Annotated in this window: 21 protein-coding genes; 10 read left to right on the top strand and 11 right to left on the bottom strand. The window is 66.4% G+C overall.

What is annotated here, in order from left to right; genetic code table 11:
• Window positions 1-66: 66 nt before the first annotated feature.
• On the bottom strand, window positions 67-2562 hold the full coding sequence (locus LK542_RS17610) for a TonB-dependent siderophore receptor (RefSeq protein ID WP_227812898.1): 2496 nt from the start codon (window positions 2560-2562) through the stop codon (window positions 67-69).
• 194 nt (window positions 2563-2756) lie between these two features.
• Here LK542_RS17610 and LK542_RS17605 point away from each other — a divergent pair, with 194 nt between their 5' ends.
• The 4 genes from LK542_RS17605 (at window position 2757) to LK542_RS17590 (ending at window position 6757) form a co-directional block, all read left to right on the top strand.
• Window positions 2757-3662, top strand: a complete 906-nt coding sequence (locus LK542_RS17605; protein ID WP_227812897.1) for an alpha/beta fold hydrolase — start codon at window positions 2757-2759, stop codon at window positions 3660-3662.
• A 91-nt stretch (window positions 3663-3753) separates the two neighbouring features.
• A complete protein-coding gene (locus LK542_RS17600) occupies window positions 3754-4557 on the top strand; it encodes an SPFH domain-containing protein (RefSeq protein WP_227802490.1) in 804 nt (267 codons plus the stop codon).
• Between the two features lie 179 nt (window positions 4558-4736).
• A complete protein-coding gene (locus LK542_RS17595; protein WP_227812896.1) occupies window positions 4737-6131 on the top strand; it encodes an APC family permease in 1395 nt (464 codons plus the stop codon).
• Window positions 6132-6163: 32 nt separating this feature from the next.
• Window positions 6164-6757, top strand: coding sequence for a cyclopropane-fatty-acyl-phospholipid synthase family protein (locus LK542_RS17590; protein WP_227802492.1), 594 nt, complete (start codon window positions 6164-6166; stop codon window positions 6755-6757).
• Window positions 6758-6772: 15 nt separating this feature from the next.
• On the opposite strand, the gene LK542_RS17585 is transcribed toward LK542_RS17590, so the two are convergent.
• On the bottom strand, window positions 6773-7894 hold the full coding sequence (locus LK542_RS17585; RefSeq protein ID WP_227812895.1) for an MBL fold metallo-hydrolase: 1122 nt from the start codon (window positions 7892-7894) through the stop codon (window positions 6773-6775).
• A 418-nt stretch (window positions 7895-8312) separates the two neighbouring features.
• Here LK542_RS17585 and zwf point away from each other — a divergent pair, with 418 nt between their 5' ends.
• A complete protein-coding gene (gene zwf / locus LK542_RS17580) occupies window positions 8313-9779 on the top strand; it encodes a glucose-6-phosphate dehydrogenase (protein WP_227802494.1) in 1467 nt (488 codons plus the stop codon).
• Here zwf and LK542_RS17575 read toward each other — a convergent pair.
• Entirely contained in the window at window positions 9704-10123 is a 420-nt protein-coding gene (locus tag LK542_RS17575) for a DUF2784 family protein (protein ID WP_227812894.1), read from the bottom strand. The two genes, zwf and LK542_RS17575, sit on opposite strands and share 76 nt — an antisense overlap.
• Window positions 10124-10259: 136 nt before the next feature.
• Between LK542_RS17575 and LK542_RS17570 the strand changes: the two genes are divergently transcribed.
• Both LK542_RS17570 and LK542_RS17565 read left to right on the top strand, forming a co-directional pair.
• A complete protein-coding gene (locus tag LK542_RS17570; protein ID WP_227812893.1) occupies window positions 10260-11375 on the top strand; it encodes an alpha/beta fold hydrolase in 1116 nt (371 codons plus the stop codon).
• Between the two features lie 107 nt (window positions 11376-11482).
• Window positions 11483-12139, top strand: coding sequence for a trimeric intracellular cation channel family protein (locus LK542_RS17565; protein WP_227812892.1), 657 nt, complete (start codon window positions 11483-11485; stop codon window positions 12137-12139).
• A gap of 10 nt (window positions 12140-12149) precedes the next feature.
• Here the strand turns inward: LK542_RS17565 and LK542_RS17560 are convergent, their stop codons facing one another.
• The gene (locus LK542_RS17560) at window positions 12150-14393 is read right to left on the bottom strand and encodes a glycoside hydrolase family 3 N-terminal domain-containing protein (protein ID WP_227812891.1); all 2244 of its coding nucleotides are present in this window, start codon (window positions 14391-14393) and stop codon (window positions 12150-12152) included.
• Between the two features lie 91 nt (window positions 14394-14484).
• Window positions 14485-15702: a YeeE/YedE family protein gene (locus LK542_RS17555; protein ID WP_227812890.1), complete on the bottom strand. Its 1218-nt coding sequence runs from the start codon at window positions 15700-15702 to the stop codon at window positions 14485-14487.
• 241 nt (window positions 15703-15943) lie between these two features.
• Here LK542_RS17555 and LK542_RS17550 point away from each other — a divergent pair, with 241 nt between their 5' ends.
• Window positions 15944-17074, top strand: a complete 1131-nt coding sequence (locus LK542_RS17550; RefSeq protein WP_227812889.1) for an acyltransferase — start codon at window positions 15944-15946, stop codon at window positions 17072-17074.
• Here the strand turns inward: LK542_RS17550 and LK542_RS17545 are convergent.
• Both LK542_RS17545 and LK542_RS17540 read right to left on the bottom strand, forming a co-directional pair.
• Entirely contained in the window at window positions 17071-18387 is a 1317-nt protein-coding gene (locus LK542_RS17545; RefSeq protein ID WP_227812888.1) for an MFS transporter, read from the bottom strand. The genes LK542_RS17550 and LK542_RS17545 overlap by 4 nt on opposite strands.
• Before the next feature lie 128 nt (window positions 18388-18515).
• Window positions 18516-19961: an NAD-dependent succinate-semialdehyde dehydrogenase gene (locus LK542_RS17540; protein ID WP_227812887.1), complete on the bottom strand. Its 1446-nt coding sequence runs from the start codon at window positions 19959-19961 to the stop codon at window positions 18516-18518.
• A gap of 485 nt (window positions 19962-20446) precedes the next feature.
• Between LK542_RS17540 and LK542_RS17535 the strand changes: the two genes are divergently transcribed.
• On the top strand, window positions 20447-21001 hold the full coding sequence (locus LK542_RS17535; RefSeq protein ID WP_227812886.1) for a hypothetical protein: 555 nt from the start codon (window positions 20447-20449) through the stop codon (window positions 20999-21001).
• Between the two features lie 67 nt (window positions 21002-21068).
• Here LK542_RS17535 and LK542_RS17530 read toward each other — a convergent pair whose 3' ends face one another.
• Together LK542_RS17530 and LK542_RS17525 are read right to left on the bottom strand one after the other, a co-directional pair.
• Window positions 21069-21212, bottom strand: a complete 144-nt coding sequence (locus LK542_RS17530; RefSeq protein WP_227802504.1) for a hypothetical protein — start codon at window positions 21210-21212, stop codon at window positions 21069-21071.
• A gap of 182 nt (window positions 21213-21394) precedes the next feature.
• Window positions 21395-21886, bottom strand: a complete 492-nt coding sequence (locus LK542_RS17525) for a DUF421 domain-containing protein (RefSeq protein WP_227812885.1) — start codon at window positions 21884-21886, stop codon at window positions 21395-21397.
• A gap of 193 nt (window positions 21887-22079) precedes the next feature.
• On the opposite strand from LK542_RS17525, the gene LK542_RS17520 reads away from it, so the two are divergent.
• Window positions 22080-23282, top strand: a complete 1203-nt coding sequence (locus LK542_RS17520; RefSeq protein ID WP_227812884.1) for a family 1 glycosylhydrolase — start codon at window positions 22080-22082, stop codon at window positions 23280-23282.
• 25 nt (window positions 23283-23307) lie between these two features.
• On the opposite strand, the gene LK542_RS17515 is transcribed toward LK542_RS17520, so the two are convergent.
• Both LK542_RS17515 and LK542_RS17510 read right to left on the bottom strand, forming a co-directional pair.
• Window positions 23308-23508 (bottom strand): hypothetical protein, encoded by a 201-nt coding sequence (locus LK542_RS17515; RefSeq protein ID WP_227812883.1) that lies wholly within the window; start codon window positions 23506-23508, stop codon window positions 23308-23310.
• 89 nt (window positions 23509-23597) lie between these two features.
• Entirely contained in the window at window positions 23598-25220 is a 1623-nt protein-coding gene (locus tag LK542_RS17510) for an NAD(P)/FAD-dependent oxidoreductase (RefSeq protein WP_227812882.1), read from the bottom strand.
• Window positions 25221-25402: the final 182 nt, after the last annotated feature.

Here is a 25402-nt window from a genome sequence, read left to right as displayed (position 1 = left end):
GCCCGTCCGCGAAGCCTGCAACAATCACCGCGTGGGCAGGAAACCCGCCCACCCTACAACATCCCCTTAGAAGCCGTAGTTCATGCGGGCGTAGATGAAGCGCCCGCCACGCCCGAAGGGTGCGTAGTTCGCGAACGGCGTGTTGCCGGTGGTGTTCAGCGCCGGCGGCTGGGTTTCCGGGTACTGGTCGAACAGGTTATCCGCACCCAGCGCCAGGCTCAGTTTGGGCGTGAGCGCCACCCGTCCTTCCAGGTCCACCACCGTCTTCGCCCCCATCCAGAAGTCCAGCGCCGCCGTGGTGCCGGGCGAGAGCACCTTGCCGTAGCGGGTGGCGCGGAAGGTCGCACCCCACTGGCCGAGCTTCCAATTCACGTTGGCGCTGACCTTGTTCTCCGGCTGGCCTTTCTCCAGCGAGAGCACGTTCAGGCGGTCGAACAGCACCGGCGCCGGGTTCAGGGCTGCGAGCTGCGCCGTCACCGGGGTCTTGGTGACCTTGGTGTCGGTGAAGTTGCCGGCCACGGTGAAGTCGAAGTTACCGGCAGCCGCCGTCTTCCACGGCCAGCTCACCACCACGTCCACGCCCTGGGTGCGGGTATCGACGCCGTTGATGAAGAAGCGCCCGCCACCGACGCCGTTGATTCCTTGCGCGATGATGTAATTGCGCACGTTGGTCTGGGTCAGGTTCTCGGACAGGACGATGCGGTCCTCGATCTCGATGCGGTAGGCATCGATCGTGATGCTGAACGGATCAAAGCGCAGCACCGCGCCGAGCGAGGCGTTGACCGACTTCTCCGCCTCCAGCGGCCGGGCGCCCAGCGCCACAGCGACCCGGTCGGTCGGCTTGAAGGTCGTGATCTCGAAGGGCACGCCGTTGATGAAGTTGGTCGAGGTGGCGGTGAAGTTCTGCTGCTGCGGCGACGGCGCGCGGAAGCCGTTCTGGATCGCGCCGCGCAGCGCAAAGGACTTGCTGAAGTCGTAGCGGCCGGAGAGCTTGCCGGCCAGGCTGTTGCCAAAGTCGGTGTAGTGTTCGCCGCGGACGGCGACCGAGGCCAGGAACTCGGGCGTGATGTTCGCTTCCAGGTCGACGAAGGCGCCAACCGCGCTGCGATGCGCATCCACTTCGTTCGAGGGGCGGAAGCCCGGGAACACCTGGGCGCCCGGCGCCGCCGGCACGCCGCTCGGCAGGATCTCGGGACCGGCGCGCCAGGAATCCGGCTCGCCCGCGAACAGCTCGTAGCCTTCGCGCCGCGCCTCCACGCCGACCGCCAGGTTCAGCGGAGAAGACAAGGCGCCGACATCGAGCGAGCGCACACCGGTCAGGTTGAACACCAGCTGGTCGTAGGCATAGCCGCCGGCATAGAACTCGCGCTTGCTGGTCGGGCCGATCGAGCGGTTCAGCGTGTTCTGGATGTCGTACTTCATCTTGTTCTTGCCGTAGCCGAGCGAGGCGTCCATGTCCCAGCTGCCCTGGGTCCAGGTGACGCCACCCGTGAGCGCGAAGTCGTCGACGGTGGGCGCGATGATCGGCAGGAAGCCGTCCGGGTAGATCGAGATGATGTTGCGCGCGTCCTGGGCCGGGCGGAAGAAGCCGCCGGAACGGGCCTCGCGGTTCTGGTAGCTCGCCCAGCCGTACAGCTTGACGCCGCCGCCCAGGTTGGAGCCCGCATTGGCAAACACGGTCGCCTGCTCCATCTCCGGTTCGCCATACCAGGCGTTGAAGCGGTTGATGGTCAGTTCGCGCGGATCGAAGCTGCCGTTGGCCAGGCGCGGATACTGCTGGCGCATGTCGTAGCCGCTGCGTTCGGTGCGGTGCTGGTCCTTGTACTCGGCCGCGATGGTCAGGTAGCCGTCCTCGCCCAGGGCCAGGCCCTTCCACAGGCTGACGGTGGCGGTCTGGCCGTCGGTGCGTTCGCGCGAGCCCGGTGCGGTCCAGGTGGCGCCCGTCGGGGCGACGTCGTTCCACAAATCGTATTCGGTCTTGCGCGCGCCGTAGGTGACGCTGGCTTCGCCGCCGCTGCGGTCGGTGCGCAGACGCAGGTTGACCACGCCGGAGATCGCGTCCGAGCCGTATTGCGCGGCGGCGCCGTCGCGCAGCACCTCGATGCTTTTCACGATCGCGGTCGGGATCGTGTTCATGTCCACCGCCGCCGAGCCGCGCCCGATCGAGCCGTTCACGTTCACCAGCGAGGACGCGTGGCGGCGCTTGGAATTCACCAGCACCAGGGTCTGGTCCGGCGCCATGCCGCGCAGGGTGGCCGGACGGATGGTGTCGGTGCCGTCGGTGATCGCGGGGCGCGGGAAGTTCAGCGAGGGCAGCGCGATCGACAGCGCCTGGTTGATTTCGGTGCTGCCGGTATTTTTCAGGGTCTCGGCCGAGATGATGTCGACCGGTGCGGCGGTGTCGAGCGCGGTGCGGTTGGCGACGCGGGTGCCGGTCACCACCACCGTGGCCGCGGCGCCGGGATCGGTGGACGGGGGCGCGGCGTCCTGGGCGTGGGCGCTTGAAAACAGTGAGGCGATGGCGAGGGCAAGGACGGTTTTTTCCGTTACAGTTTTGTGCATCGTGATTTTCCTCTTGTTGTTGGACCGCGCCGGACTCGCTGCATGCGAAAGGCGCCATTCGATACTGCTGGGCACGCTAGAGGATGTCAATTCGGAAACTTGCAAACCAGCATATTTACAACAGTCAGGCTGGCGTAAGGATGTGCTGCCGCGCCCTGCTACACTTTTCACTCTCACACTGAGCAAATATCGATATGCAAAACGCGTTGTTTCCAGGCTTTCGCCAGTTTCGTATTCCGGTCGACGACAGCGTGTCGATCGCGGGCGTCGTGGGCGGGGCGGGTCCGCCCCTGCTGCTGCTGCACGGCCATCCGCAGACCCATGCGATCTGGCACAAGCTGGCGCCCGCCCTGCAGCAGCACTTCACGGTGGTCGCCTGCGACCTGCGCGGCTATGGCGATTCATCCAAGCCGGCGGGCGCGCCTGACCATATGAACTACAGCAAGCGCACCATGGCCGCCGACATGCTGGCCGTGATGCGCGCACTCGGTTTCGATGACTTCCGCGTGATGGCGCACGACCGCGGCGGGCGTGTGGCGCACCGTTTGATGGCCGACCATCCGCAGGCGGTGCGCCGGGCCGTGCTGCTCGACATCGCGCCGACCCTGGCGATGTACGAAGGCACCGGCGAAGCCTTCGCGCGCGCCTACTGGCACTGGTTCTTCCTGATCCAGCCGGCGCCGCTGCCGGAACGCCTGATCGAGGCCGATCCGGCTGCCTACCTGCGCGACGTGATGGGCCGGCGCAGCGCCGGGCTGGCGCCCTTCGATGCGCGCGCGCTGGCCGAGTACGCGCGCTGCCTGGCCTTGAGCGGCACTGCCCACGGCATCTGCGAAGACTACCGCGCGGCGGCCGGCATCGACCTGGAACATGACCGTGCCGACCGCGATGCGGGCCGCCGCATCGACACGCCGCTGCTGGCGCTGTGGGGCGCGCAGGGCGTGGTGCAGCGCTGCTTCGATCCGCTGCGGGAATGGCGCAAAGTGGCCACCCGGGTCGAAGGCGAGGCGCTGGACTGCGGCCACTACATTCCGGAAGAAGCGCCGGACGCCCTGCTGGCGCGTGCGCTGCCCTTCCTGCTGGGCCCCCAGCCTGCGTGAGAAACCGAGGATTTTCTCTCTTCCAACTCTGGTATCGTTCGTGCGCGCCCGTCCATACGGCGCGTCCAAGACATACCTGAAGGAGAGAAGAATGAAAAAACTGTACCTCGTGATCGCCTTGGCAGCCGCCGTCGGCGTCCTGGCCAGCGGCTGCACCATCGTCGACACCGGCGAAGTGGGCTTGCGCGTCAACTTCGACAAGACCATCGAACCGGAGGAACGCGTCGCGGGCAGCTTCAACCAGACCATCGTCGGCAAGATCCTCACCTTCCCGGTGAAGGACGTCACCGTCGACGTGCAGAACCTGACCCCGCTCGCGGCCGACAACTCGACCATGAAGGAATTCGACATCAGCGTGATCTACAACATCACGCCTTCGTCGGTGTCCGACCTGTACATCAACAAGAGCCGCTCCTTCCATACGGTGGACGACAGCGGCGACATCTACCTGATGCATTCCTACATCTACCAGACCGCGCGCAATGCCGTGTACAAGACGGCGCGCAAGTACGAGGCGCTGAACATGAACGACAACCGCGCCCAGATCGAGCAAGAAATCCAGGAAGTGATGGCGGCCACGCTCAACGAGGAAAAGCTGAGCGGCATCGTAATCTCGCAGGTGCGGGTCGGCAGCATGGTGCCGAGCGACGCGGTCAAGGCCAGCGCCGACAACCTGGTGCGCGCCAAGAACGAAGAGAAGACCAAGGAAGTCGAGGTCCAGATCGCGAAGAAGGAAGCCGAGCGGATCGCCGCGCTGAACGCCAACGCGGGCGCCATCAGCTACATGCAGGCCCAGGCCCAGATGAAGATCGCGGAAGGCATTGCCGAAGGCAAGGTGCAGACGGTCGTGATTCCATATGACTTCAAGGGCATGGTCAACATCACGTCGAAATAAGCCGGTTCACCCGCCGGCATGGACGGACCGGCTCCCGTCCACGCGTTTCAGGCGCGCGCCACCCCGGCGGGCGCTTCCTTATAATCGGTCGCCGCAGGTCCTCGCACGGGCCTGTGCACGATGCTCCCGGGCCGGCGCGCTTGCCGGCAAAGTTCCCTCTCAAGTGTTGATCGGCACCCATGGACCGTACCGACGAGGACTTGTTTGCATCGACCGGCGACGGCACGGCGCCCCGACGCGTACTTGATTTACGCCAGGCAGTTGCCCTGATAGTTGGCGTGGTCATCGGCGCCGGCATCTTCAAAGCCCCCTCCATCGTCGCCGGACTCAGCGGTAGTGCCGACTGGATGTTCCTCATGTGGATACTCGGCGGACTGATCTCGCTGGTGGGCGCCCTGTGCTATTCGGAACTCACGACCGCCTATCCGCACCCCGGCGGCGACTACCATTTCCTGCACCGCGCCTACGGCCGCGGCACCGCCTTCCTGTTCGGCTGGGCCCGCTTTGCGGTGATCACCACGGGGTCGATCGCGCTGCTGGCCTTCGTGTTCGGCGACTACATGCAGCAGGCCGTGCCGCTGAGCATGCTGCCGGACGGCTGGGGTGCGACCGCCTATGCGGCCGCTGTGATCGTCGTGCTGTCGCTGCTCAACCTGCAGGGCCTGCGCGCCGGCGCCGGCGCCCAGATGTGGCTGACGCTGGCCGAGATCGGCGGGCTGGTGCTGCTGGCCCTGGCCGCGGCCTTCTTCACCGATCCGGCGCCGGCCATCGCCGCCCCGGCGACTGCGGCAGCGCCGGTGTCCTTCGGCCTGGCCATGGTCTTCGTGCTGCTCACCTATGGCGGCTGGAACGAGGCGGCCTACATCAGTGCCGAAGTGCGCGGCGGGGCGTCTTCCATGGTGCGCGCGCTGACCTTCTCGATCCTGATCATTACCGTGCTCTACCTGATGGTCACCTGGGCCTGCCTGCAGACGCTCGGCATGCAGGGCATGGCAAAATCCGAAGCGCTGGCGGCGGACGTCATGGGCCTGGCCTTCGGCGCCTCCGGCGAGCGCGTCATCTCCGTACTGGTCGCCATCTCGGCGCTGACCTCGATCAACGCCACCATGATCGTCGGCGCCCGCACCGGCTATGCGATGGGGCGCGACTGGCCGCCCCTCAGCCGCCTCGGGCGCTGGGACGGCGAACGCGGCACCCCGGCGGTGGCGATGTCGATCCAGTGCGCCGCCGCGCTGCTGCTGGTCGGCATCGGCGTCGCCTTCGGCAGCGGCTTCAAGTCCATGGTCGAGTTCACGGCGCCGGTTTTTTGGCTGTTCTTCCTGCTGAGCGGCGTGTCGCTGTTCGTGCTGCGCCGGCGCGAGCCCGACCTGCCGCGCCCGTTTCGCGTGCCCCTGTATCCGCTGCTGCCCCTGCTGTTCTGCGCCACCTGCGCCTGGATGCTCTGGTCCAGCCTGTCCTACGTGTACAGCCAGTCGCTCGGCGGGCTGAACGCGGCCTGGATCGGGGTGGCCGTGCTTGCCAGCGGATCGTTCCTGCTGCTCTTCCTCGACCGCAAGGAACGATCCCGCCCCTAGACATTCTCGAACCCACCTGAAGGAGATTGCACATGCATACCGACCAACGCCGTCGTACCCTGCTGCTGTCCGCCGCCGCCACTGCGGGTTCGCTCGTCCTGCCGATGCGCGCCTCGCTGGCGCAGGACGCGGTCGAGCCGAAGAATCTCGATGTGCCCTACGTGCCCACGCCGCAGGACGTGGTCGACCGCATGCTGGAAATGGGGCGGGTCGGCAAGAACGACGTGCTCTACGACCTCGGCTGCGGCGACGGCCGCATCGTCGTCACCGCCGCCAAGGCGCGCGGCGCGCGCGGCACCGGCATCGACCTGAATCCCGTACGCATCGCCGAGGCCCAGGAAAACGCCAAGAAGGCGGGCGTGAGCGACCGCGTCAACTTCAAGGTGGGCGACCTGTTCCAGGCCGACGTATCGCCGGCGACCGTCGTGACGCTCTACCTGCTGCCCTCGGTGAACGTCAAGCTGCGCCCGCGCCTGTGGCAGCAGCTGAAGGTGGGCACCCGGGTGGTGTCGCACGCCTTCGACATGGGGCCGGACTGGCCGCCCGAGAAGAAGGACGAGGTCGACGGCCGCACGATCTACTACTGGACCATCACCCAGGCCAACAAGAAGGCGGTGAAGGCCTGAGCCGGCGCGCCGCTCTCACGGGGCGCCGCTTGCTGCTGGCGCGCGGGGCCCGAGGCGAAGCGTCTCGCCGATCGCCAGCACGCCGAAGGCATCGTCCGCCACGCCCTGCGCCTGGCGCGCAATGGCGAGGTCGCGCGGCGCCTGGTCGATCCGCTCCTGGCCCATCGGAAAGGTGCCCCAGTGCATGCCGACGCTGCGCCGCACGCGCAGCTCGCGGTGGATGCGCACGGCCTCGTCCGGGCTGACGTGGGAATTGCGGTACCAGACGGGCTGGTAGGCGCCGATGCCGATCGCGGCCAGGTCGAAGCCGTCGGGGAAGCGCGCGGCGATGTCCTGGATATCCCTGGAATAACCGAGGTCGCCCGAGAAGAAGAAGGCGAAGCCGGGACGGGTCACGGCCCAGGCGCCCCACAGGCTTTCGTTGCGATCCCAGGGCGTGCGCGAGGACCAGTGCTGCACCGGCAGCAGCTGCAGTTCCAGGCCGCGGTAGCTGGCCTTGTCCCACCAGTCGAGCCGTACGATGCGCGAACGGTCGCCGTCGGTCACGTGCCTGGCCAGCCACAGGTCGATGCCGAGCGGCGCGTAGAACATCGGCGCCCCGCCCTTCTGGCGGTACAGCGCGCGCAGCGAATCGAGCGACAAATGGTCGTAGTGCGAGTGGCTGATCAGGACCGCGTCGATGTGCGGCAGGTCGTCCAAGGCCACGCCGGGCGCCTGCAGGCGCTTCGGGCCGGCAAAGGAGACCGGCGAAGCGCGCTCGTCGAATACCGGATCGGTCAGGATGTTCACGCCGTTGCCGGTCTGCAGGAGAAAAGTCGCGTGGCCGATCCACGTCAGCGCCGTCTCGCTGCGGTTCTGCTGCAGCCAGCCCAGGTCCGGCTCTACCTTCGGCACCGCGGCCAGTGGAGCACGTTCGGCGCCATCCGAGGTCCAGTTCCTGATCCTGCCCGCCCAGCCGGCGAAGAAGCCGGTATTCGTGCTCACGGGCCGCTGGTAGGCCGGATTCGGCGCGTAGTTGTTGGCAAAGCCTTGCGGCCGGTGGTGGGATTTGCTGGCGTCGTAGTAGGGATTGACGCTGCTGCAGCCTGCGGCGAGCAGGACAGTAGCAAAGGCGGCGACGCGGAAAAGACGCTGCATGGGGTGCACTGGGCAGTGGGAAAGGGCCAGTATAAGCGAAGCTCCGTGCATGCCCCGGCACTGCCCGGGCCACCGCACACGATGCAAACAAGATTTGCATGGACGGGCTTCCATGCAAATATTATTTGCAATTTATGCAAAACTACGCGCCCTCGCCCGCATTTTGCCATTTCCTTATTATTGTCCAGGATGTAAGCTTGAGGGTCCAGCCCACGCGCTGCCACCGCCCGCGGCCCCAACCCTGCGCCCCGGGCCCCGTCTGGCCATGAGCGGGACCGCACGAGGGACAATCCGTGCGCGTCCGCTGTCATTCTGCTACCGTATCAGGGGCGGCGACAGCAGACCAGCCTGGCCGGGGCGCGCAGCGCGCCCGTGTGCCGCGTTTTTCACTCATTTGGCGATTCAATTGGCTTTCAATATGACCCCTTCGACAGACACTGATACCGGCCTCCCCCTTGACATGATCATCTTCGGCGGCATGGGCGACCTGGCGATGCGCAAGCTGCTGCCGGCGCTCTACATGGCCTTCCTGCACGGTAACCTGCCGACGCCGACCCGCATCATTTCGACCGGCCGCCAGGAATTCGACCGCGAAGCCTACCTGGCCCACATCGAAGCGAACTCGCGCAGCTTCATCGCCAGCAACAACTTCAACGAAAAGACCTGGGACGGCTTCCTGCAGCTGCTCGAGTACGTGCGCCTCGACGTCCAGCAGGCGCCCGATTTCAGCGCCCTGGCCCGCGCCACCCATCCGGGCGCCCAGCGCGTGTTCTACCTGTCGACGGCGCCGGCCCTGTTCACCACCATCTGCGACAAGCTGGCGGATGCCGGCCTGGTCGACGCCAAGGCCCGCGTGGTGCTGGAAAAGCCGCTGGGTCACGACCTGGCGTCCGCCATCGAGATCAACGAAGCGGTCGGCAAGCACTTTGCCGAATCGCAGATCTACCGCATCGACCACTACCTCGGCAAGGAAACCGTGCAGAACCTGATGGTGCTGCGCTTCGGCAACTCAATCCTGGAACCGCTGTGGCGCGCGCCGAACATCTCGAGCGTGCAGATCACGGTGGCCGAGGAAGTGGGCGTGGGCAGCCGCGCAGGTTTCTACGACGGCACCGGCGCCATGCGCGACATGGTACAGAACCATCTGCTGCAGCTGCTGTGCATCGTTGCCATGGAGCCGCCGACCTCGCTGTCGCCGGACGCCGTGCGCGATGAAAAGCTGAAGGTGATCCGCTCGCTGCGCCGCTTCGGCCTGGCCGACATCGCCCGCGACACCGTGCGCGGGCAATATACCCACGGCGTCAGCGGCAACCAGGAAGTGCCCGGCTACCACGAAGAAAAGAACGTCCCGGCAGACAGCAAGACCGAAACCTTTGTCGCCCTGCGCGCCCACATCGACACCTGGCGCTGGTCCAAGGTGCCGTTCTACCTGCGCACCGGCAAGCGCATGCAGCGCCGCTCGTCCAAGATCGTGGTCGAGTTCGCCAACCCGCCCTTCCCGCTGTTCCCGGACATGCCGGGCGGGGTCGCCAACCGCCTGGTGATCGAGCTGCAGCCGGAAGAAGCGATCAAGCTCCAGCTCATGGCCAAGCAGCCGGGCAGCGGCATGCAGATGCAGCAGGTGGCGCTGAATCTCGACCTGCAGTCCGCCTTCCAGCAGCGCCGCGCCGAAGCCTACGAGCGCCTGCTGATTGACGTGGTGCGCGGCCGCCTGACGCATTTCATGCGCCGCGACGAACTGGAAGCCGCCTGGGAATGGGCCGACCCGATCATCGAAGGCTGGAGCACGCTGGGCGAGAAGCCGCACCCTTATCCGGCCGGTTCCTGGGGCCCGTCGGAAGCCTTTGCCCTGCTGGCGCGCGACGGCTTCTCCTGGTTCGAGTAAACGATCCAGCCATACAGTCCGGCATTGATGAGGAGCACCGCGGCCGCCAGCGCCAGCTGCAGGCCGCGGCTCATCGCCCCCGGATAGATCAGCGGCAGCAGGTAGTGGTCGATGAAGCCGCCGCTGTAGCCTGAACCGCCGGCCAGCAGGCGCATGTGGTTCTCGAGGTAGGTCAGCGGGCAGATCGCGCCCAGCACCTCGATGCCGAAGCCCCAGGCCGCAGCAAGCAGGTGCAGCAGCAACAGGCGCGGCCAGCGCGCCACCAGCAGCGCGCCGAACACGACGAAGAGGATAAAGGCGAGGTGCGCGAGCAACACGGCATCCGCCAGGAAACGATAGACCACGCTTTGTCGATCTCTCGGGAAAGCTTCGGGTCTTGGAGTTTAATACGCCGCAAATGCCGCCGCCATTCCAAACGTGCGCGATTGAAGGCGTACCGCGGGCGGCGTAGAGTAGCTCTCCCAATCCGACGAGACCGCCATGCACGCACCGACTTCTTCGCAAGCAGCCGCACATCCCGCCCTGCCCTCGCTTGGCGCCTGGGGCGCCGCCGCCCTCAAGAACATGGACCGTACGCGCCAGGAGCGCGGCCGGCTGCTCGACCGCGCCGGCTACGGCCCGCAGGAAACGCCCTTCAGCATCCTGCACAGCGAGCCCGGCCTGAACCTGCGCCGCTACGGCGACGAGCAGCCCGACGGTCCGGCCGTGCTCCTCGTTCCGGCGCCCATCAAGCGCTCCTATATCTGGGACCTCGCACCCGAGATCAGCGTCGTGCGGCGCTGGATGGAGCAAGGCTACCGGGTCCACCTGGCCGAGTGGACCCAGATAGCGGACGACGACGACCCCGACTTCGGCCTGGACGACTATGGCGACCGCCTGCTGACGGCCTGCCGCCAGGCCATCGCACGCGACAGTGGCAGGGACAGCGTCGCCATCGCCGGCCACTCGCTGGGCGGCATCCTGGCCGCCATCCACGCCTGCCTGCACCCGGACGCGATCGACGCCGTCATCCTGCTGGAGTCGCCCCTGCACTTCGAGCACGGTTCCTGCTGCTTCCGGCCGCTGGTCAACGCGACGCCTCATGCGCGCCAGGTCGCGGACAACTTCCGCCAGGTGCCGGGGGTGTTTCTCAACCTGATGAGCGCCATGGCGGAGCCGCATGCCTTCCAATGGGAACGCATGCTCGATCGCTGGCTGTCGCTGTCCAACCCGCAGCTGCTCGCCACCCACATGCGCGTCGAGCGCTGGACCCACGACGAATTCCCGCTGCCTGGCCGGCTGTTTACCGAGCTGGTCGAGGAGCTCTACCGCAAGGATGCCTTCATGCGCGGCGAACTCGCGATCGGTGCGCGCCGCATCGGCCCGCAAGACCTGCGCTCGCCGCTGCTCGGCGTGGTCGACCCGCGCAGCAAGCTGATTCCCGAAGCGGCGCTCGCTCCCTTCTGCGACGCGGCGGCAAGTATGCGCAAATGCCTGCTGCACTATGGCGGCGACATCGGCGTCAACCTGCAACACGTCGGGGTGCTGGTGGGCGCCAACGCCCACGCGCAGATCTGGCCGGCGATCTTCCGCTGGCTGGCATCCCGCGACGACTGAGGAGGGTGTCGGGGCGGGATCTTCTAGGGTACCATGGCGGGTTTCGTCTTTCACTCGTATCAAGGACCGCCGTGTTTGAAGTACTCGCTCTCGACATGGGAGCTGCCATGAAAACCCTCGTGCTGACCCTCGACCTGGTCGGCACCTTCGTGTTCGCGCTCAGCGGCGCGACCGCCGGCGCCCGCCGCCGGCTCGACATCTTCGGCGTGCTGGTGCTCTCCTTTGTCGCCGCCAACTCGGGCGGCATCGTGCGCGACCTGCTGATCGGCGCCACCCCGCCGGCCGCGATCAGCGACTGGCGCTACCTCGCGGTCTCGATCCTCGCCGGCCTGGTGATCTTCTTCTGGTACCCACTCATCAACCGGCTGCGCAACGCGGTCCTGATTTTCGACGGCGCCGGCCTGGCCCTGTTCTGCGTGGCCGGCGCCCAGAAGGCGCTGGTGTTCGGGCTGGAACCATGGATGGCGGCGCTGCTCGGCATGCTCACCGGCATCGGCGGCGGCGTGGCGCGCGACGTCCTGCTGAACGACGTGCCGGCCGTGTTCCGCTCCGACATCTATGCCGTCGCGGCGCTGGCCGGGGCCGCCGTGGTCGTGCTCGGCGACGCCCTGCAGCTACCCACCACCGCCACAGCCTGCGCCGGCGCCGCCCTGTGCTTCGGCCTGCGCCTGGCCGCGATCCGCTTCGGCTGGCACCTGCCCACCGCGCGCACGCCGGAACACGGGCAAGAAGACAAGGATCCGAACCGCGGCGGCTTCCGCTGACGGCGAGCGGCTAGCGCTCGGTCAGGGTGATGCTGTCGCGCAGGCGAATGTCGTCCGACGCGCTGCCCACCATCAGCTCGAACTTGCCCGGTTCCGCGACCCATTCCAGCTTGCGGTTGTGGAAGGCCAGCGTGTCGCGATCGATGCTGAAGCTGACGATCTTTTGCTGCCCCGGCTGCAGTTCGATGCGCTGGAAGCCCTTCAGCTCCTTCACCGGCCGCACGACCGACGCGAGCGGATCGCGCAGGTAGAGCTGCACCACCTCGGCGCCGGCCACCTTGCCGGTATTGGCCAGCGTGAACGAGAGCGTCAACTTGCCGTTCGGCGCCATCGCGCTGGCCGACAGGCGCAGGTCGCGGTAGGCAAACCTCGTGTAACTCAGGCCATGGCCGAAGGCATAGCGCGGCGTGTTGGGCGAGTCGATATAGGCCGACTTGTAGACGATGTTCTTCTCGTCGCGCACCGGGCGGCCGGTTTCGTACTGCTGGTAGCTGATCGGCACCTGGCCCAGGTTGCGCGGGAAGCTCATCGGCAGCTTGGCCGAGGGGTTCACGGCGCCGAACAGCACGTCGGCGATCGCCCGCCCGCCTTCGCTGCCCGGGAACCAGGCATACAGGATGGCGTCGGCCTGCTCCGCGACGTTTTCGAACGTCATCGGGCGCCCGGCCATCATGACCACCACCGGGGTCTTGCCGATTGCGCGCAGGGCGTCGAACAGCTCGCCCTGGCGGCCCGGCAGGCCGATGTCGGCGCGCGACTTGGCTTCGCCCGACATGTCCCAGCTCTCGCCGACGGCCAGCACCACGGCGTCGGCCGCACTGGCCGCATCGAGCGCGGCCTTGAAGCCACGATCGTCGCGGCAGGCCACGTCGCAGCCCGGCGCGTAGGTGACGCGGGTGCTGGGGCCGGCCTGCTCGCGCACCGCGTCCACCAGGCTGGCCAGATTTGCCGCGTCGGATTTCACGATCCAGCCTCCCTCGAGGTCGCGCCGGGCATCGGCCAGCGGGCCGATCACGGCAATCGACCTCAGGCCGCGGCGCAGCGGCAGCGCCGCCTTTTCGTTCTTGAGCAGCACGATCGACTTGCCGGCAATGCGGCGCGCGGCCTGGCGATGGCGCGGGTCGTTCAGCGCCGCGCGTTCGCGCTCTGCGTTTGAGAAGCGGTACGGGTCATCGAACAGGCCCAGCTCGAACTTCTTGGTCAGCACGCGCCTCACCGCATCGTCGACCAGCGGCTCGGGAACCTTGCCGGCCTTCACCTGCGCCACCAACCCGGACGAATAGGCGTTGCTCTCCATGTCCATGTCGCTGCCCGCGACCAGCGCCTTGGCGGCGGCGTCCGGCAGGTCGGCCGCGTAGCCGTGCACCACCATCTCGCGCACCGAACCCCAGTCGCTGACAACGAAGCCCTTGAAGCCCCAGGCGCCCTTCAGGATGTCGCGCTGCAGGCCGCTGTGGGCGGTGGCAGGAATGCCGTTCAGGGTATTGAAGGCGTTCATGAAGGTAGCGGCGCCGGCATCGAGCGCCGCCTTGAAGGGCGGCAGGTAGGTTTCGTGCAGCAGATGCTCGCTCATGTCGACGGCGTTGTAGTCGCGTCCCGCGATCGCCGCGCCATAGGTGGCGAAGTGCTTGGCGGTGGCCATCACCGATTCCACGCCGCCCAGCTGCTTGCCCTGGAAGCCGCGCACGCGGGCGGCGGCGATGCGCGCACCGAGGTAGCTGTCTTCGCCGGCACCTTCCATGACGCGGCCCCAGCGCGGGTCGCGGCCGACGTCGACCATCGGCGCAAAAGTCCAGTGGATGCCGGAAGCCGCAGCTTCGCGCGCCGCGATGCGGCTCGACTCCTCGATCTCGTCCAAGTCCCAGGACGCCGATTCGCCCAGCGGCACCGGGAACACGGTCTGGTAACCGTGGATGACGTCGAGCCCGAACAGCAGCGGGATCTTCAGGCGCGACTGCAGGGCCAGCGCCTGCAGGCGGCGGGTATCCGGCACGCCCTTGATGTTGAGCATGGACCCGACCCGGCCACTGCGGATCTCGGTTTCCATGCTGCGCACCTTGTCGGTAGCCGGGCCAGTAAACTCCTTGCCCGAGAGCTGGTTCAGCTGGCCGACTTTTTCCTCGAGCGTCATCTGCCGCAGCAGCGCCTCGACGCGTTGCCCGACATCGCTCGGTTCGGCAGCGCCCGCCGGACCGGCGCCGAGCGCCAGCAGCACCGCGGCGACGCCCGCGGCAAGTCTCCATCCCTGCTTCATCCATGCCCCCTATAAAACGTTTTACGTATTATGTTCCTGCAAAGCTTCTCAGCAGGAATATACCGTCCAGTTAAACGTTTTACAAGACCGTTCAGCAGCCGCTCGCCTTCACCCGTTCGACCTCGAGCCCAAACCACGGACGCAGGCGGGTACCGAAGACATTTCCGGCGAACGCCGCCACCAGCCACAGCCATCCATGCAGGCTGCCGGACAGGATGCCGCTGAAGTAGGCGCCGATGTTGCAGCCGTACGCGAGCCGCGCGCCATAGCCGAGCATCAGGCCACCGACGACCGCCGCCGCCAGGGAGCGCAGCGGCAGGCGCCACACCGGCGCATAGCGTCCCGCGAGGGCCGCCGCCAGCATGGCGCCGACCACGATCCCGAAGTCCATCACCGAGGTGATGTCGTGCGAGACCGGCGCCGCCAGCGCCGCCGCATTCGATTTGCTGCTCCAGTAGGTCCAGCTGGCGATGTCGATGCCCATGCCGGACGCCGCCTTGGCGCCCCACAGCGCAAAGTCCGAGGTGACGCCCCAGGGCCGCCCGGCCAGCGCCAGGGTGGCGAAGTTGAGGATCACGAGCGCAATGGCGCCGGCCAGCAGCGGCCACGGCCCATGCAGCCAGCGCGATCCCTGGACCGGCTGGACCTCGCTAATCACCAGGCGGCCGTGGCGGCGCTTCTCGACCGCCACGGTGATAGCCGCAATGGCGGCGAACACCGCCAGGTTCAGCACCAGCGCAGGCACCAGCCCGAGCACGGTCACCAGCGATATCGGCTTGAGCTGCGGCTGCGCGGTCCAGAACGGCATGTGGGCGGTGGCGATCACCGAGCCAGCGATGAAGGCGATCAGTGTGACGACCATGCGCGTGCTGCCGCCGCCAACCGTATACAGGGTGCCTGAGGCGCAGCCGCCGCCCAGCTGCATGCCGATCCCGAACAGGAAGGCGCCGACGATCACCGAGGTGCCGGCGGGCGACACCAGGCCGCTGACCGGATTGCCGAACAGCGTGCCGCTCGCCAGCACCGGGAAGAACAGCAGCACGCCGATGCCGAGCATGAGCATCTGCGCGCGCAGCCCGGCCCCGCGGCCGTCGGCGATGAACACCCGCCAGGCCGAGGTGAAACCAAAGGAGGCGTGGTAGAGCGACACGCCCAGCAGCGCGCCGACGATGAACAGCGCCGACTGGCGCGGCCCGACCTCCTGCGCCAGGTACCAGGCGCCCAGCAGGATCAGGAGCAGCGAGACCCCGAGGGGCTTGAAGTTGATGTCGATGCGGCGCAGCGACGGTAGAGTTGTGGAATGGAGCATGATGAGTTGGCGTGCGAGCGACGAAAGCCGCCATTTTCGCGCGTTTCGTGTCGCGACGCGGGACGCGGGCGATATCCGTGCGGCTTGCAGGTCTTGGAGGCATGCGCACTCGGCGATTGAAGCATGTGGTAAGCTGCCGCCGAGCCAAAATTGTAATGCCAATAAGCATTGTTTTTCCTGGAACTGAGCATTTTTTTGTATCCGGAAAACCCTCGCAAGCAGATCCGCACTTGTTATCCTGATGACCCCTATTACCGATACGCGACCTAAACTGGCCTGGATCCAAGCCTTGCGTGGCATTGCTGTCGTGCTAGTCGTCTTGACCCACGCGCGCTACTTTTTCCTCGACACGCCAAGCTGGGAACTGGCTGAACAATGGCTACGTCCCGGCGCCATGGGCGTCGACCTGTTCTTCGTGATCAGCGGCTTCATCATGGTCTACACGACCCGTCACATGGCAGGGACGCCGGCAGACGCGGTCGATTTTCTGGTGCGACGTTTCGCGCGCATCTGGCCACTATATGCGCTCATCACGGTGGTTTGGCTCACAGTCAACAACCTCGGACCAGGATGGCTTCGCAACCCGTCACAAATCAAGGCTCTCATGCTCAGCCTGAGCTTTCAACCAGTGAACCTGGAAAAAGCTCCCTTCTTCGACCCCGCGCTTCCCTTGGGCTGGACCTTGAATTTCGAAATGTATTTTTACCTCATCTTCGGGCTGTGCCTGCTGCTCGGCCGCTGGCGCCTGCTGATGCTGGCCGGCTGGATCGTCCTCACCGTGATCCTGCTTCCTGCAGTCAAACGCGACCTGAGCTTCGACATTCTGACCAACTTTCACTTCTCGCTCGGCTACCTGAACCTGATGACCAACGCGATCATTCTCGAGTTTCTTGCAGGGGTGGGCATCGGCTGGCTGTTCCTGCAGGAGTGGTTCCGGCTGCGTTCGCAGACGGTCGCATGGCATGTCGTGTTCCTGGCGCTGTGCGCGGCGGTATGGGCACTTTGGGGAGGGCCAGCCAATTTCCATGGGCCAAAGCAATGGGGCGCTGTGGCAGCGCTGCTGGTGCTGGCGCTCGCGTTGGCGAGCAAGACCGTCACGCTGGTGCCGCCTGCCGTGCTGGTATGGTTGGGGACGATCTCTTTTTCCCTCTACCTGACCCACACCACCACCCAAGCGCTCGTCCATCACGCAGTCGCCGCAATCGGAGGAGAGGTGCACAGCTGGGGCCATGTGCTGCTCAGCACTGCCGTGGCGATCTCGGCTGCGGCCGCCGTCTACCATTACCTCGAAGTACGGCTGTCGAACGCAAGCACTGCGGCCTTGCGCGCGCTTAGCCTTGTCATGCTTAAGCGCATCGCTGCAAAAACCTAGTCCAGTGCGCGCTTGCGCGACTCGATGTCGACCATCCCGATCGCAGCGGCCCCGATCGCCAGGAAAGCCGCCAGCATGCCCAGCGCCAGCGTGAAGTGCGTGGCCATCACCGGCGCCACGATGCTCGGCGCGAACAGGCCGCCGAAGCGGGCCACCGCCCCGGCCATGCCCATGCCGCTGGCGCGCAGTTCGGTCGGGTAGACCTCCGGCGTGAACGCGTACAGCGCGCCCCAGGTTCCCAGCAGCGCAAAGCTCATCAAGAGGGTCGAGCCCACCACCAGCCAGGTGGCACTGCCCAGGCTGTAGGCCATGCAGCCGGCGGCGCTCAGCAGCAGGAAGCCGACCAGGGTCGGCTTGCGTCCCCAGCGCTCCACGCCGTAGGCGGACAGCGCGAAGCCGGGCAGCTGGACCAGCGCCAGCACGATCAGGAATTCCTGGCCGCGCATGAAGGCGAAGCCCTCCGCCGACAGGCGCACCGGCAGGTAGACGAACACGCCGTAATAGGCGATCGAGATCAGGCCCCAGGCCACGAACAGGGCCAGGCTGCGACGCCGCAGGCCGCCTGCGAACAGCGCCGCGAGCGAGCGTTTCACGGGATGCTCGGGTGCCAGTTGCGGGATCGGGCCTGAGCGGCCGTTGGTGCGGGCGACGCGTTCGAGTACGCTGCGTGCCTCTTCGCTACGCCCGCTGCGGTTCAGGTACATGGGCGACTCCGGGACGTACAGGCGCAGCACCACTCCGATCAGGGCCGGCAGGCCGGTCACGAAAAAAATCAGGCGCCAGGCGTCCTCACCCCAGCTCACCGCGACCAGGGCCAGCACCGCCAGCGCGATGGTGCCGACGGCCCAGAAGGATTCGAGCAGCACCAGCCAGCGCCCGCGGCGGTCGCTGGGCAGGAATTCCGCCATCATCGTGTAGTCCACCGGCAGCGTGCCACCAACCCCGATGCCGGTCAGGAAGCGCAGCGCCAGCAGCCAGGTGAAGTCCGGGGCGAAGGCCGAGGCCACGCCGAAACAGGCGTCGACGACCACCGCCGCCATCAGCACCGGGCGCCGGCCGATCCGGTCGGCCAGGCGACCGAAGGCAAAGGCGCCGACCAGCATGCCGACAAAGAAGAAGGTGCCGGTTTCCAGCGCCTGCGGCAGGGTGACACCGAATGTTCTGGCGATCGAAGGGGCGGAAAAGCCGATCGACAGCACCTGCATCGCGTCGGCCATCCAGACCAGGCCGAAGATGGCGAACAGGCGGTACTGGAATCGGCCCACGCCCGCCGTCTGGATGCCCTGTTCTACCGTCGCGCCCCCTGTCGCCATCGTCGTCTCTCCGCAATGCAGTGCACGTGAGTTTGCCGTAAAGACGGGCATCGAACCGTGCATTGGGAAACAGAGCGCAAAAAAAATGCCCGCTCGGAAGCGGGCATTCGTCCAGCACAGGCGCTTGCTTACACGCCGACCATCGACACGGCCTTGACGTTCAGATAGGACTCCAGCGCCTCCGGGCCGCCTTCCGAGCCATAGCCGGAATCCTTGATGCCGCCAAAGGGCAGCTCCGCGCTCGGCGTGGCCGGCTGGTTGATCCACAGCATGCCGACTTCGACGCGGTTCATCAGGAGCTGGGCGTTCTTGATCGAGCGGGTGAACGCATAACCGGCCAGGCCGTACGGCAGGCGGTTGGCCTCGGCAATCGCTTCTTCCAGGCTGTCGAAACCGCGCACCGCCGCGACCGGACCGAAGGGCTCGTCGTTGAACACGCTGGCTTCCAGGGGTACATCGGCCAGGATGGTCGGTGCGAAGAAGTTACCCGAATCGCCGACGCGCTGGCCGCCGGTGGCGATTTTCGCGCCCTTGGCCTGGGCATCCTCAACCACCTTGGCCATCGCGCTCAGGCGACGCGCATTGGCCAGTGGGCCCAGGTTGGTACCTTCGGCCAGGCCGTCGCCGATCTTCAGGCCTTCGGCGTGGGCGACCAGCGCGCGGGTGAATTCGTCCTTGATCGCGTTGTGTACCAGGAAGCGGGTCGGCGAGATGCACACCTGGCCGGCATTGCGGAACTTGGCGGCGCCGGCGGCCTTGACCGCCAGCGCGACGTCGGCGTCCTCGGCGATGATGACCGGGGCGTGACCGCCCAGTTCCATGGTGGCGCGCTTCATGTGGGCGCCGGCCAGGGCGGCGAGCTGCTTGCCGACCGGGGTCGAGCCGGTGAAGGTCACCTTGCGGATGATCGGGTGCGGAATCAGGTAGCCGGAGATCTCGGCCGGGTCGCCGAACACCAGGCCCACCACGCCCGGCGGCACGCCGGCGTCGACGAAGCACTGCAGCAGCGCGGCCGGCGAGGCCGGGGTTTCTTCCGGCGCCTTGCACAGGAAGGAACAGCCGGTGGCCAGGGCGGCGGCCAGCTTGCGCACGATCTGGTTGATCGGGAAGTTCCAAGGGGTGAAGGCGGCAACCGGACCGACCGGCTCCTTCAGCACCAGCTGTTGCGCGGCCGGGTTACGCGATGGCACGATACGGCCGTAGACGCGCATGCCTTCGGCAGCGAACCAGTCGATGATCTCGGCGCCGGCCATGGCTTCCATTTTCGCTTCTGCCAGCGGCTTGCCCTGTTCCTGGGTCAGCAGGCGGGCGATGTCGCCGGCGCGCTCGCGCAGCAAGGTGGCGGCGCGGCGCATGGTGGCGGCGCGCTCGGCGGCCGGGATGACTCGCCAGGCCTCAAAGCCCTTCTGCGCGGCAGCCAGGGCGCGGTCGAGGTCGGCGATGCTGGCGTGGGCCACGCTGCCGATATTCTGGCCGGTAGCCGGGTTCACGACCGGGATGGTCTTGCCGCCGGTGGCGTCACTCCATTCGTTGGCGATCAGGAGGCGGGTATCGGGGTAGCTGGAAGTCGTCATGGGGCGTCGGTTCCTGTGTTGAGTGATTCGTAGATCATGATCATAACCCGTCTGCGGGCGTCCTGCAGGCGCCTAGCCGCGCGGCGGCTGCTTGTAGGCGAGCGCAAGCGCGATCAGGACGACGGCGGCGAAGTGGTTGGTGTTCAGCATGGCCACCAGTTTGGTCAGTGCGTCGATAGTCTCCATCTTGTTTCTCCTTGTGTGCAAAAGTGGACCCGGTCTCGAACGCCAGCGAAAACAATATGTTGGACGTTCTTTCTCCAGGCTCAGGTTTGGACACATGAGGCCGTCAATCGGTTGCCGGATCCGGCATGAGGCATGTCAATCCATCGCATAGCTCGCCAATTCCTGGCGATAGAAACCTGCAGCGCAGCCTTGGCACGGTGAGCCAGCGCAAGCCGGCGCGCAGACGTCACCATGCGGCGATTGATTTCCATACAATGCTTTCAGCCAGTAATGTCGAGTAAAGAGAATTTGGAACGCGCATGGAAAGCGTGATTGTCTACACAGGGAAGGATTTGCGCCGGATGCGCGAGGAAGGCGGCTGCGGTCACTGGACCGCGAGCCCGGAGCGCGTGCAGGCGGCGCAATACCTGGTATGCGTGCGCAATCGCCGCGAGCAGTGGGCCGCCACCGATTTCGAGCACGGCGTGGCTTTCCTGATTGCGAAGATCGAGGGCATCAAGCCCTCGCCGCATGCGGCCAGGATCACAATTGAATTCCGCTCCTATGCGATGCTCGATATCCCGGGCGCCTGGCAGCTGCTGGCCAAGGGACAGCGCTTTCCCGTGGCCTACCTCGAAACGGACGAACTGCTGCGCCGCCTGGACATCGATCCGGACGCGCTCAGCTGGCGGCGCCTGGCGGGCAATGGGGAGGGCCTGCAGGTCGCCCAGCGCGCCCTGCCCTATGTGCAGCCGCTTGACGGCGCCCAGGTCAAGACGGGGAACCTGGCCGATGCGATCGCTGAAGCCAAGCGCAAGCTGGCCGAGTCCCTTGGGATAGGACTGGAAAAGATAGAAATAACCATCCGGCTGTAACGCCGCTCAGTGCAGGCGAAAAAAAAGCCCCAGTGCGGGGCTCACTTCGGTGCCGGCCAATGGCGGCTTACAAGTAGCTGGCGCCCTTGACCAGGTAGGCGGCACCGTACAGCTCGATGGCGCGGCGCAGCTTGGCGGCCAGGCCGGCGGTCGGGAAGCGGAAGGTGCGCGGTGCTTCAGGACGGATCGAAACGATAGTAGCGGTAGTCATAGGGATTCCTCGAATGTGTCTAGCGATGGGCAATGGATACAGCTTAGCCCGCTCAAAGACATAAATCCAATTGCGATTTCAGATCGCAGCGATAACAAATCCGGATATCTCGCAATCTTCGGAGTTGCCTGTCATCACTGCCGCGAATATCGACAAGCCGGCGAGCGGATAACTGCACCGGCTCAGTGGGACTTGATCACCGTGATCGCGCCCTCGCCTTCGATATAGGCGGTCCGCACCTCCTCGACCGAAGCGACGCCCTGCTGCCGAAGCGCGCTCATGAGTTCCTCTTCGGTGAGGAATTCGCGCCGCATGTTCCGCTTCAGCATTTTGCCGTTCCGGACGACCTCGATCGGCGGCGAAGACACCAGCCGTTCGATCCAGCGAAAGCGCCAGCTGGCCGCGTTGACGGCGAAGTTCCATCCCATCAGCACCAGGACCAGCACCAGGCCCTCGCTCACCGAGCGGTATTCGCCGAACGCGTTCGAGGCGGCTTCCGCGATCAGCAGCAGGAAGATCAGGTCCATGGTGGCGAGCTCCCCGCCCGTACGGCGCGGCATGAAGCGCATCAGGAACAGGATCACGAAGTACAGGATGGTCCCGCGGGCCGCCAGTTCGAGCAGCGGTGTCTCGACAAGGAACAGCTCCGACCATGTATCCGGCAACCAGGTCATCGTTTCTCTCTTCAGGTTCAAGGCCTGCGCTACTCTACAGGCACGCGGGATTCGGGGCCGCGCCATAGGCAGCGTTGCGCGCATGCCGAAACGGGGCAAGCAGCCGCGCTTTGGACTTGCATGCGGCGGTTTTTGGCAGGATGATGAAACTGCCGGTCCACGCACTACAGGGCAGCCGGAGTCAGGAGACACCATGCACAGCTTCTTGTTTGCGACCGGGATCGAAGGCAGCTATCCGGTCGTCTCCGGGCCCGATGGCGCCCGCCTGCGCGTCGACGAAATGGACAAGACAGGCCACTACCGGCACTGGAAGCAGGATCTCGCCCTGGTCGAGGAGCTCGGCATCGAAGCCCTGCGCTATGGCCCTCCCTACTACCGGGTGCATCTGGGGCCGGGCCGCTACGACTGGGACTTCACCGACGAGGTGTTCGCCGAGATCCGACGGCGCGGCATCCGCCCGATCGTCGACCTGTGCCACTTCGGCCTGCCCGACTGGCTGGGCGACTTCCAGAATCCCGAGTTCCCGACCTACTTCACGGAGTACGCCGACGCCTTCGCGCGCCGCTACCCATGGGTCGACCTGTACACGCCGATCAACGAGATCTACATCACCGCCAAGTTCTCGGCGCACGAAGGCATGTGGAACGAGCGCCTGCGATCCGACCACGCCTTCGTCACCGCGATCCGCAACCTGGCGCGCGCCAACATCCTGGCCACCGAGGCGATCATGATGGTGCGGCCGGACGCGAAGTTCATCCAGAGCGAATCGTCCGAATACTTCCATCCCAGCGGGCCCGAAGCGACCGATGCGGCGCGCCACATGAACGAGCTGCGCTTCCTCGCTCTCGACCTCACCTACGGGCACGACGTCAGCGGCAGGATGTACGAATACCTGATGGACCACGGCATGGCGCGCAAGGACTATCACTTCTTCCTGAACCGCAGCGTCAAGCCGGTCTGCGTCATGGGCAACGATTACTACGCCACCAACGAGCACGTGATCCACCCCGATGGCTCCACCAGCAGCTGCGAACTGTTCGGGTACTACGTGATCACCCAGCAGTACTACCACCGCTACCGCATCCCGGTGATGCACACCGAGACCAACAACCGCGACGCCGGTAATGGCGAAAAGGATGCGCGCGCCTGGCTCGACAAGCAGTGGTCGAACGTGATGCGGCTGAAGTCGGACGGCGTGCCGATCCTCGGCTTCACGTGGTACAGCCTGGTCGACCAGGTCGACTGGGACAGCGCCCTCACCGAGGACGCGGGCAACGTCAACCAGTACGGCCTGTGCGACCTGGAACGGCACGTGCGGCCGGTGGGCGAAGCTTACCGCGCGCTGATCCAGACCTGGCGGCACCGGGTCGGGAATGAACTGATGCACCTGCGCTAGCGTGCAGGCCGGGCGCTGTTCGCGGTCAGGAAACGACGGCGGCGATCCAGCGCGCGGCGCCGGCCACGCCGTTGGCGATCAGCCTGGCGCCCACCACCGCCACGACGGCCAGCACGGCAAGCTGGACGAGGCGCAGGGCCAGCTCATGGCCGCGCCAGCGGCGGCCGAAACGCATGGGACCATGGAACCGTTCGGCCAGGTGTGGCGAGGCGAGTCGGAATTTCATGATTGTCTCCGCTATATGTATGTTGTGAATCCAGCATACTCCTGGATCAGCATGGCTGCAAATACGCAGCCTTCGGTCTGTGCGCAGCCTCAGAGCGGCGCGCTCTGGCGCGCCACGCGCCGCCTGGCAAAGTCGCGCAGCACCTCGCGCGCGGCATTGTGGCCGGGGGCGCCGGTCACGCCGCCGCCGGGGTGGGTTCCCGAGCCGCAGGTGTACAGGCCCGCCACCGGGCCGCGGTAATCCGCATGGCCCAGCATCGGGCGCGCCGCGAACAGCTGGTCCAGCCCGAGGGCGCCGTGAAAGATGTCGCCCCCGACCAGGCCGAAGGTGCGTTCCAGATCGAGCGGGCTCATGATCTGCCGGCCCAGTACCGCGCGCTTGAAGTTGGGCGCGTAGCGGTCGACCGTGTCGATCATCAGGTCCGCCACGCGTTCGCGCTCGCCGTCCCAGCTCATCCCGTCGGGCAGCTGCGGCGCCACGTGCTGGCAGAACAGACTGGCCACGTGCTGGCCCGGCGGCGCCAGCGTCGGGTCCAGCGTGGAGGGAATCAGGAGCTCGACGATCGGCTCGCGCGACCAGCCGTGGGCACGCGCATCGTGGTAGGCGCGCTCCATGTACTGCAGGCTGGGCGCGATGATGATGCCGCTGCCGTGGTGCTCGGCCGCGTCCTTGCCGGGCAGGCAGCTGAAGTCGGGCAGTTCGGCCAGCGCCACGTTCATGCGGAAGGTGCCGGAACCGCAGCGCCAGGCCTGCATGCGGCGCAGGAAGTCGGCCGGCAGCGCGCCCGGGTCGACCAGCGAGGTGTACAGCAGGCGCGGGTTCAGGTTCGACACCACCACGCGGGCGTCGAGCCGCTCCCCCTTGGCCGTGACCACGCCGCAGGCACGGCCCCTCTCCAGCAAGACTTCGTCCACCGCGCAGCCAGTGCGGATCTCGACGCCCAGCGCGGCAACGGCCTTCGCCATCGCCTGGGTGATCGCGCCCATGCCGCCGATGGCATGGCCCCAGGCTCCCTTCTTGCCATTGACTTCGCCAAACACGTGGTGCAGCAGCACGTAGGCGGAGCCCGGGGTGTAGGGACTGGCGTAGTTGCCCACCACGCTGTCGAAGCCATAGGCCGCCTTGATCGGCGCGCTCTCGAACCAGCCGTCGAGATAGTCGCCGGCCGATTTGGTGAACAGGTCGAGCAGTTCGCGCTGGGTCGACAGGCTTAAACCCGCCACGCGCTTGCCGAGCCGCCCGGCCTTGAGCAGTTCGGGCAGCGTGGCCAGCCAGCCGCCCTGCACCCGGTTCGGCGGCGTCTGCAGCACCAGTTCGCGCAGCAGGTCGGCGGCGGCATCCAGCCGGCTGCCGTAGGCGGCGAGCCGGTCGGCGTCGCGCTGCGAGAACTTCGCCACTTCGGCCGCCGTGCGTCCGGCCCCGAGCTTCAGGTAGCGGCCGTCGTCAAACGGCAGGAAGTTCGACAGCGGCCGCTCGACCACGCGCAGGCCGTGTCGGGCCAGGTCCATGTCGCGGATCACCTTCGGATTGAGCAGGGAGACGGTGTAGGACGCGACCGAGTTGCGAAACCCCGGATGGAATTCCTCGGTGACAGCGGCGCCGCCGACCACCTCGCGCCGCTCCAGCACGCTCACCTTCAGGCCGGCCCGCGCCAGGTAGAAGGCGCATACCAGGCCATTGTGGCCGCCACCGATGATGATCGCGTCGCGCATCTGCTGTCTCCCCAGGTAACGCGGCCATTATGGACCACAAGAGGGTGTCGACGCACCTCGCAGAGTCGAGAGCTGCCTGGACGTGGCACTGGCCTGCGAAAATGCAGGAGGCTGGTAGCGCAAGCACAAAAAAAAGCGTAGTGTTATCTGTGCAACTTTAATGCAGCGGGTTTCCGGCGGGG

Source organism: Massilia sp. IC2-477 (assembly GCF_020707265.1).
Lineage (GTDB): Bacteria > Pseudomonadota > Gammaproteobacteria > Burkholderiales > Burkholderiaceae_D > Telluria.
This window is presented reverse-complemented; position numbering and strand designations above follow the sequence as displayed.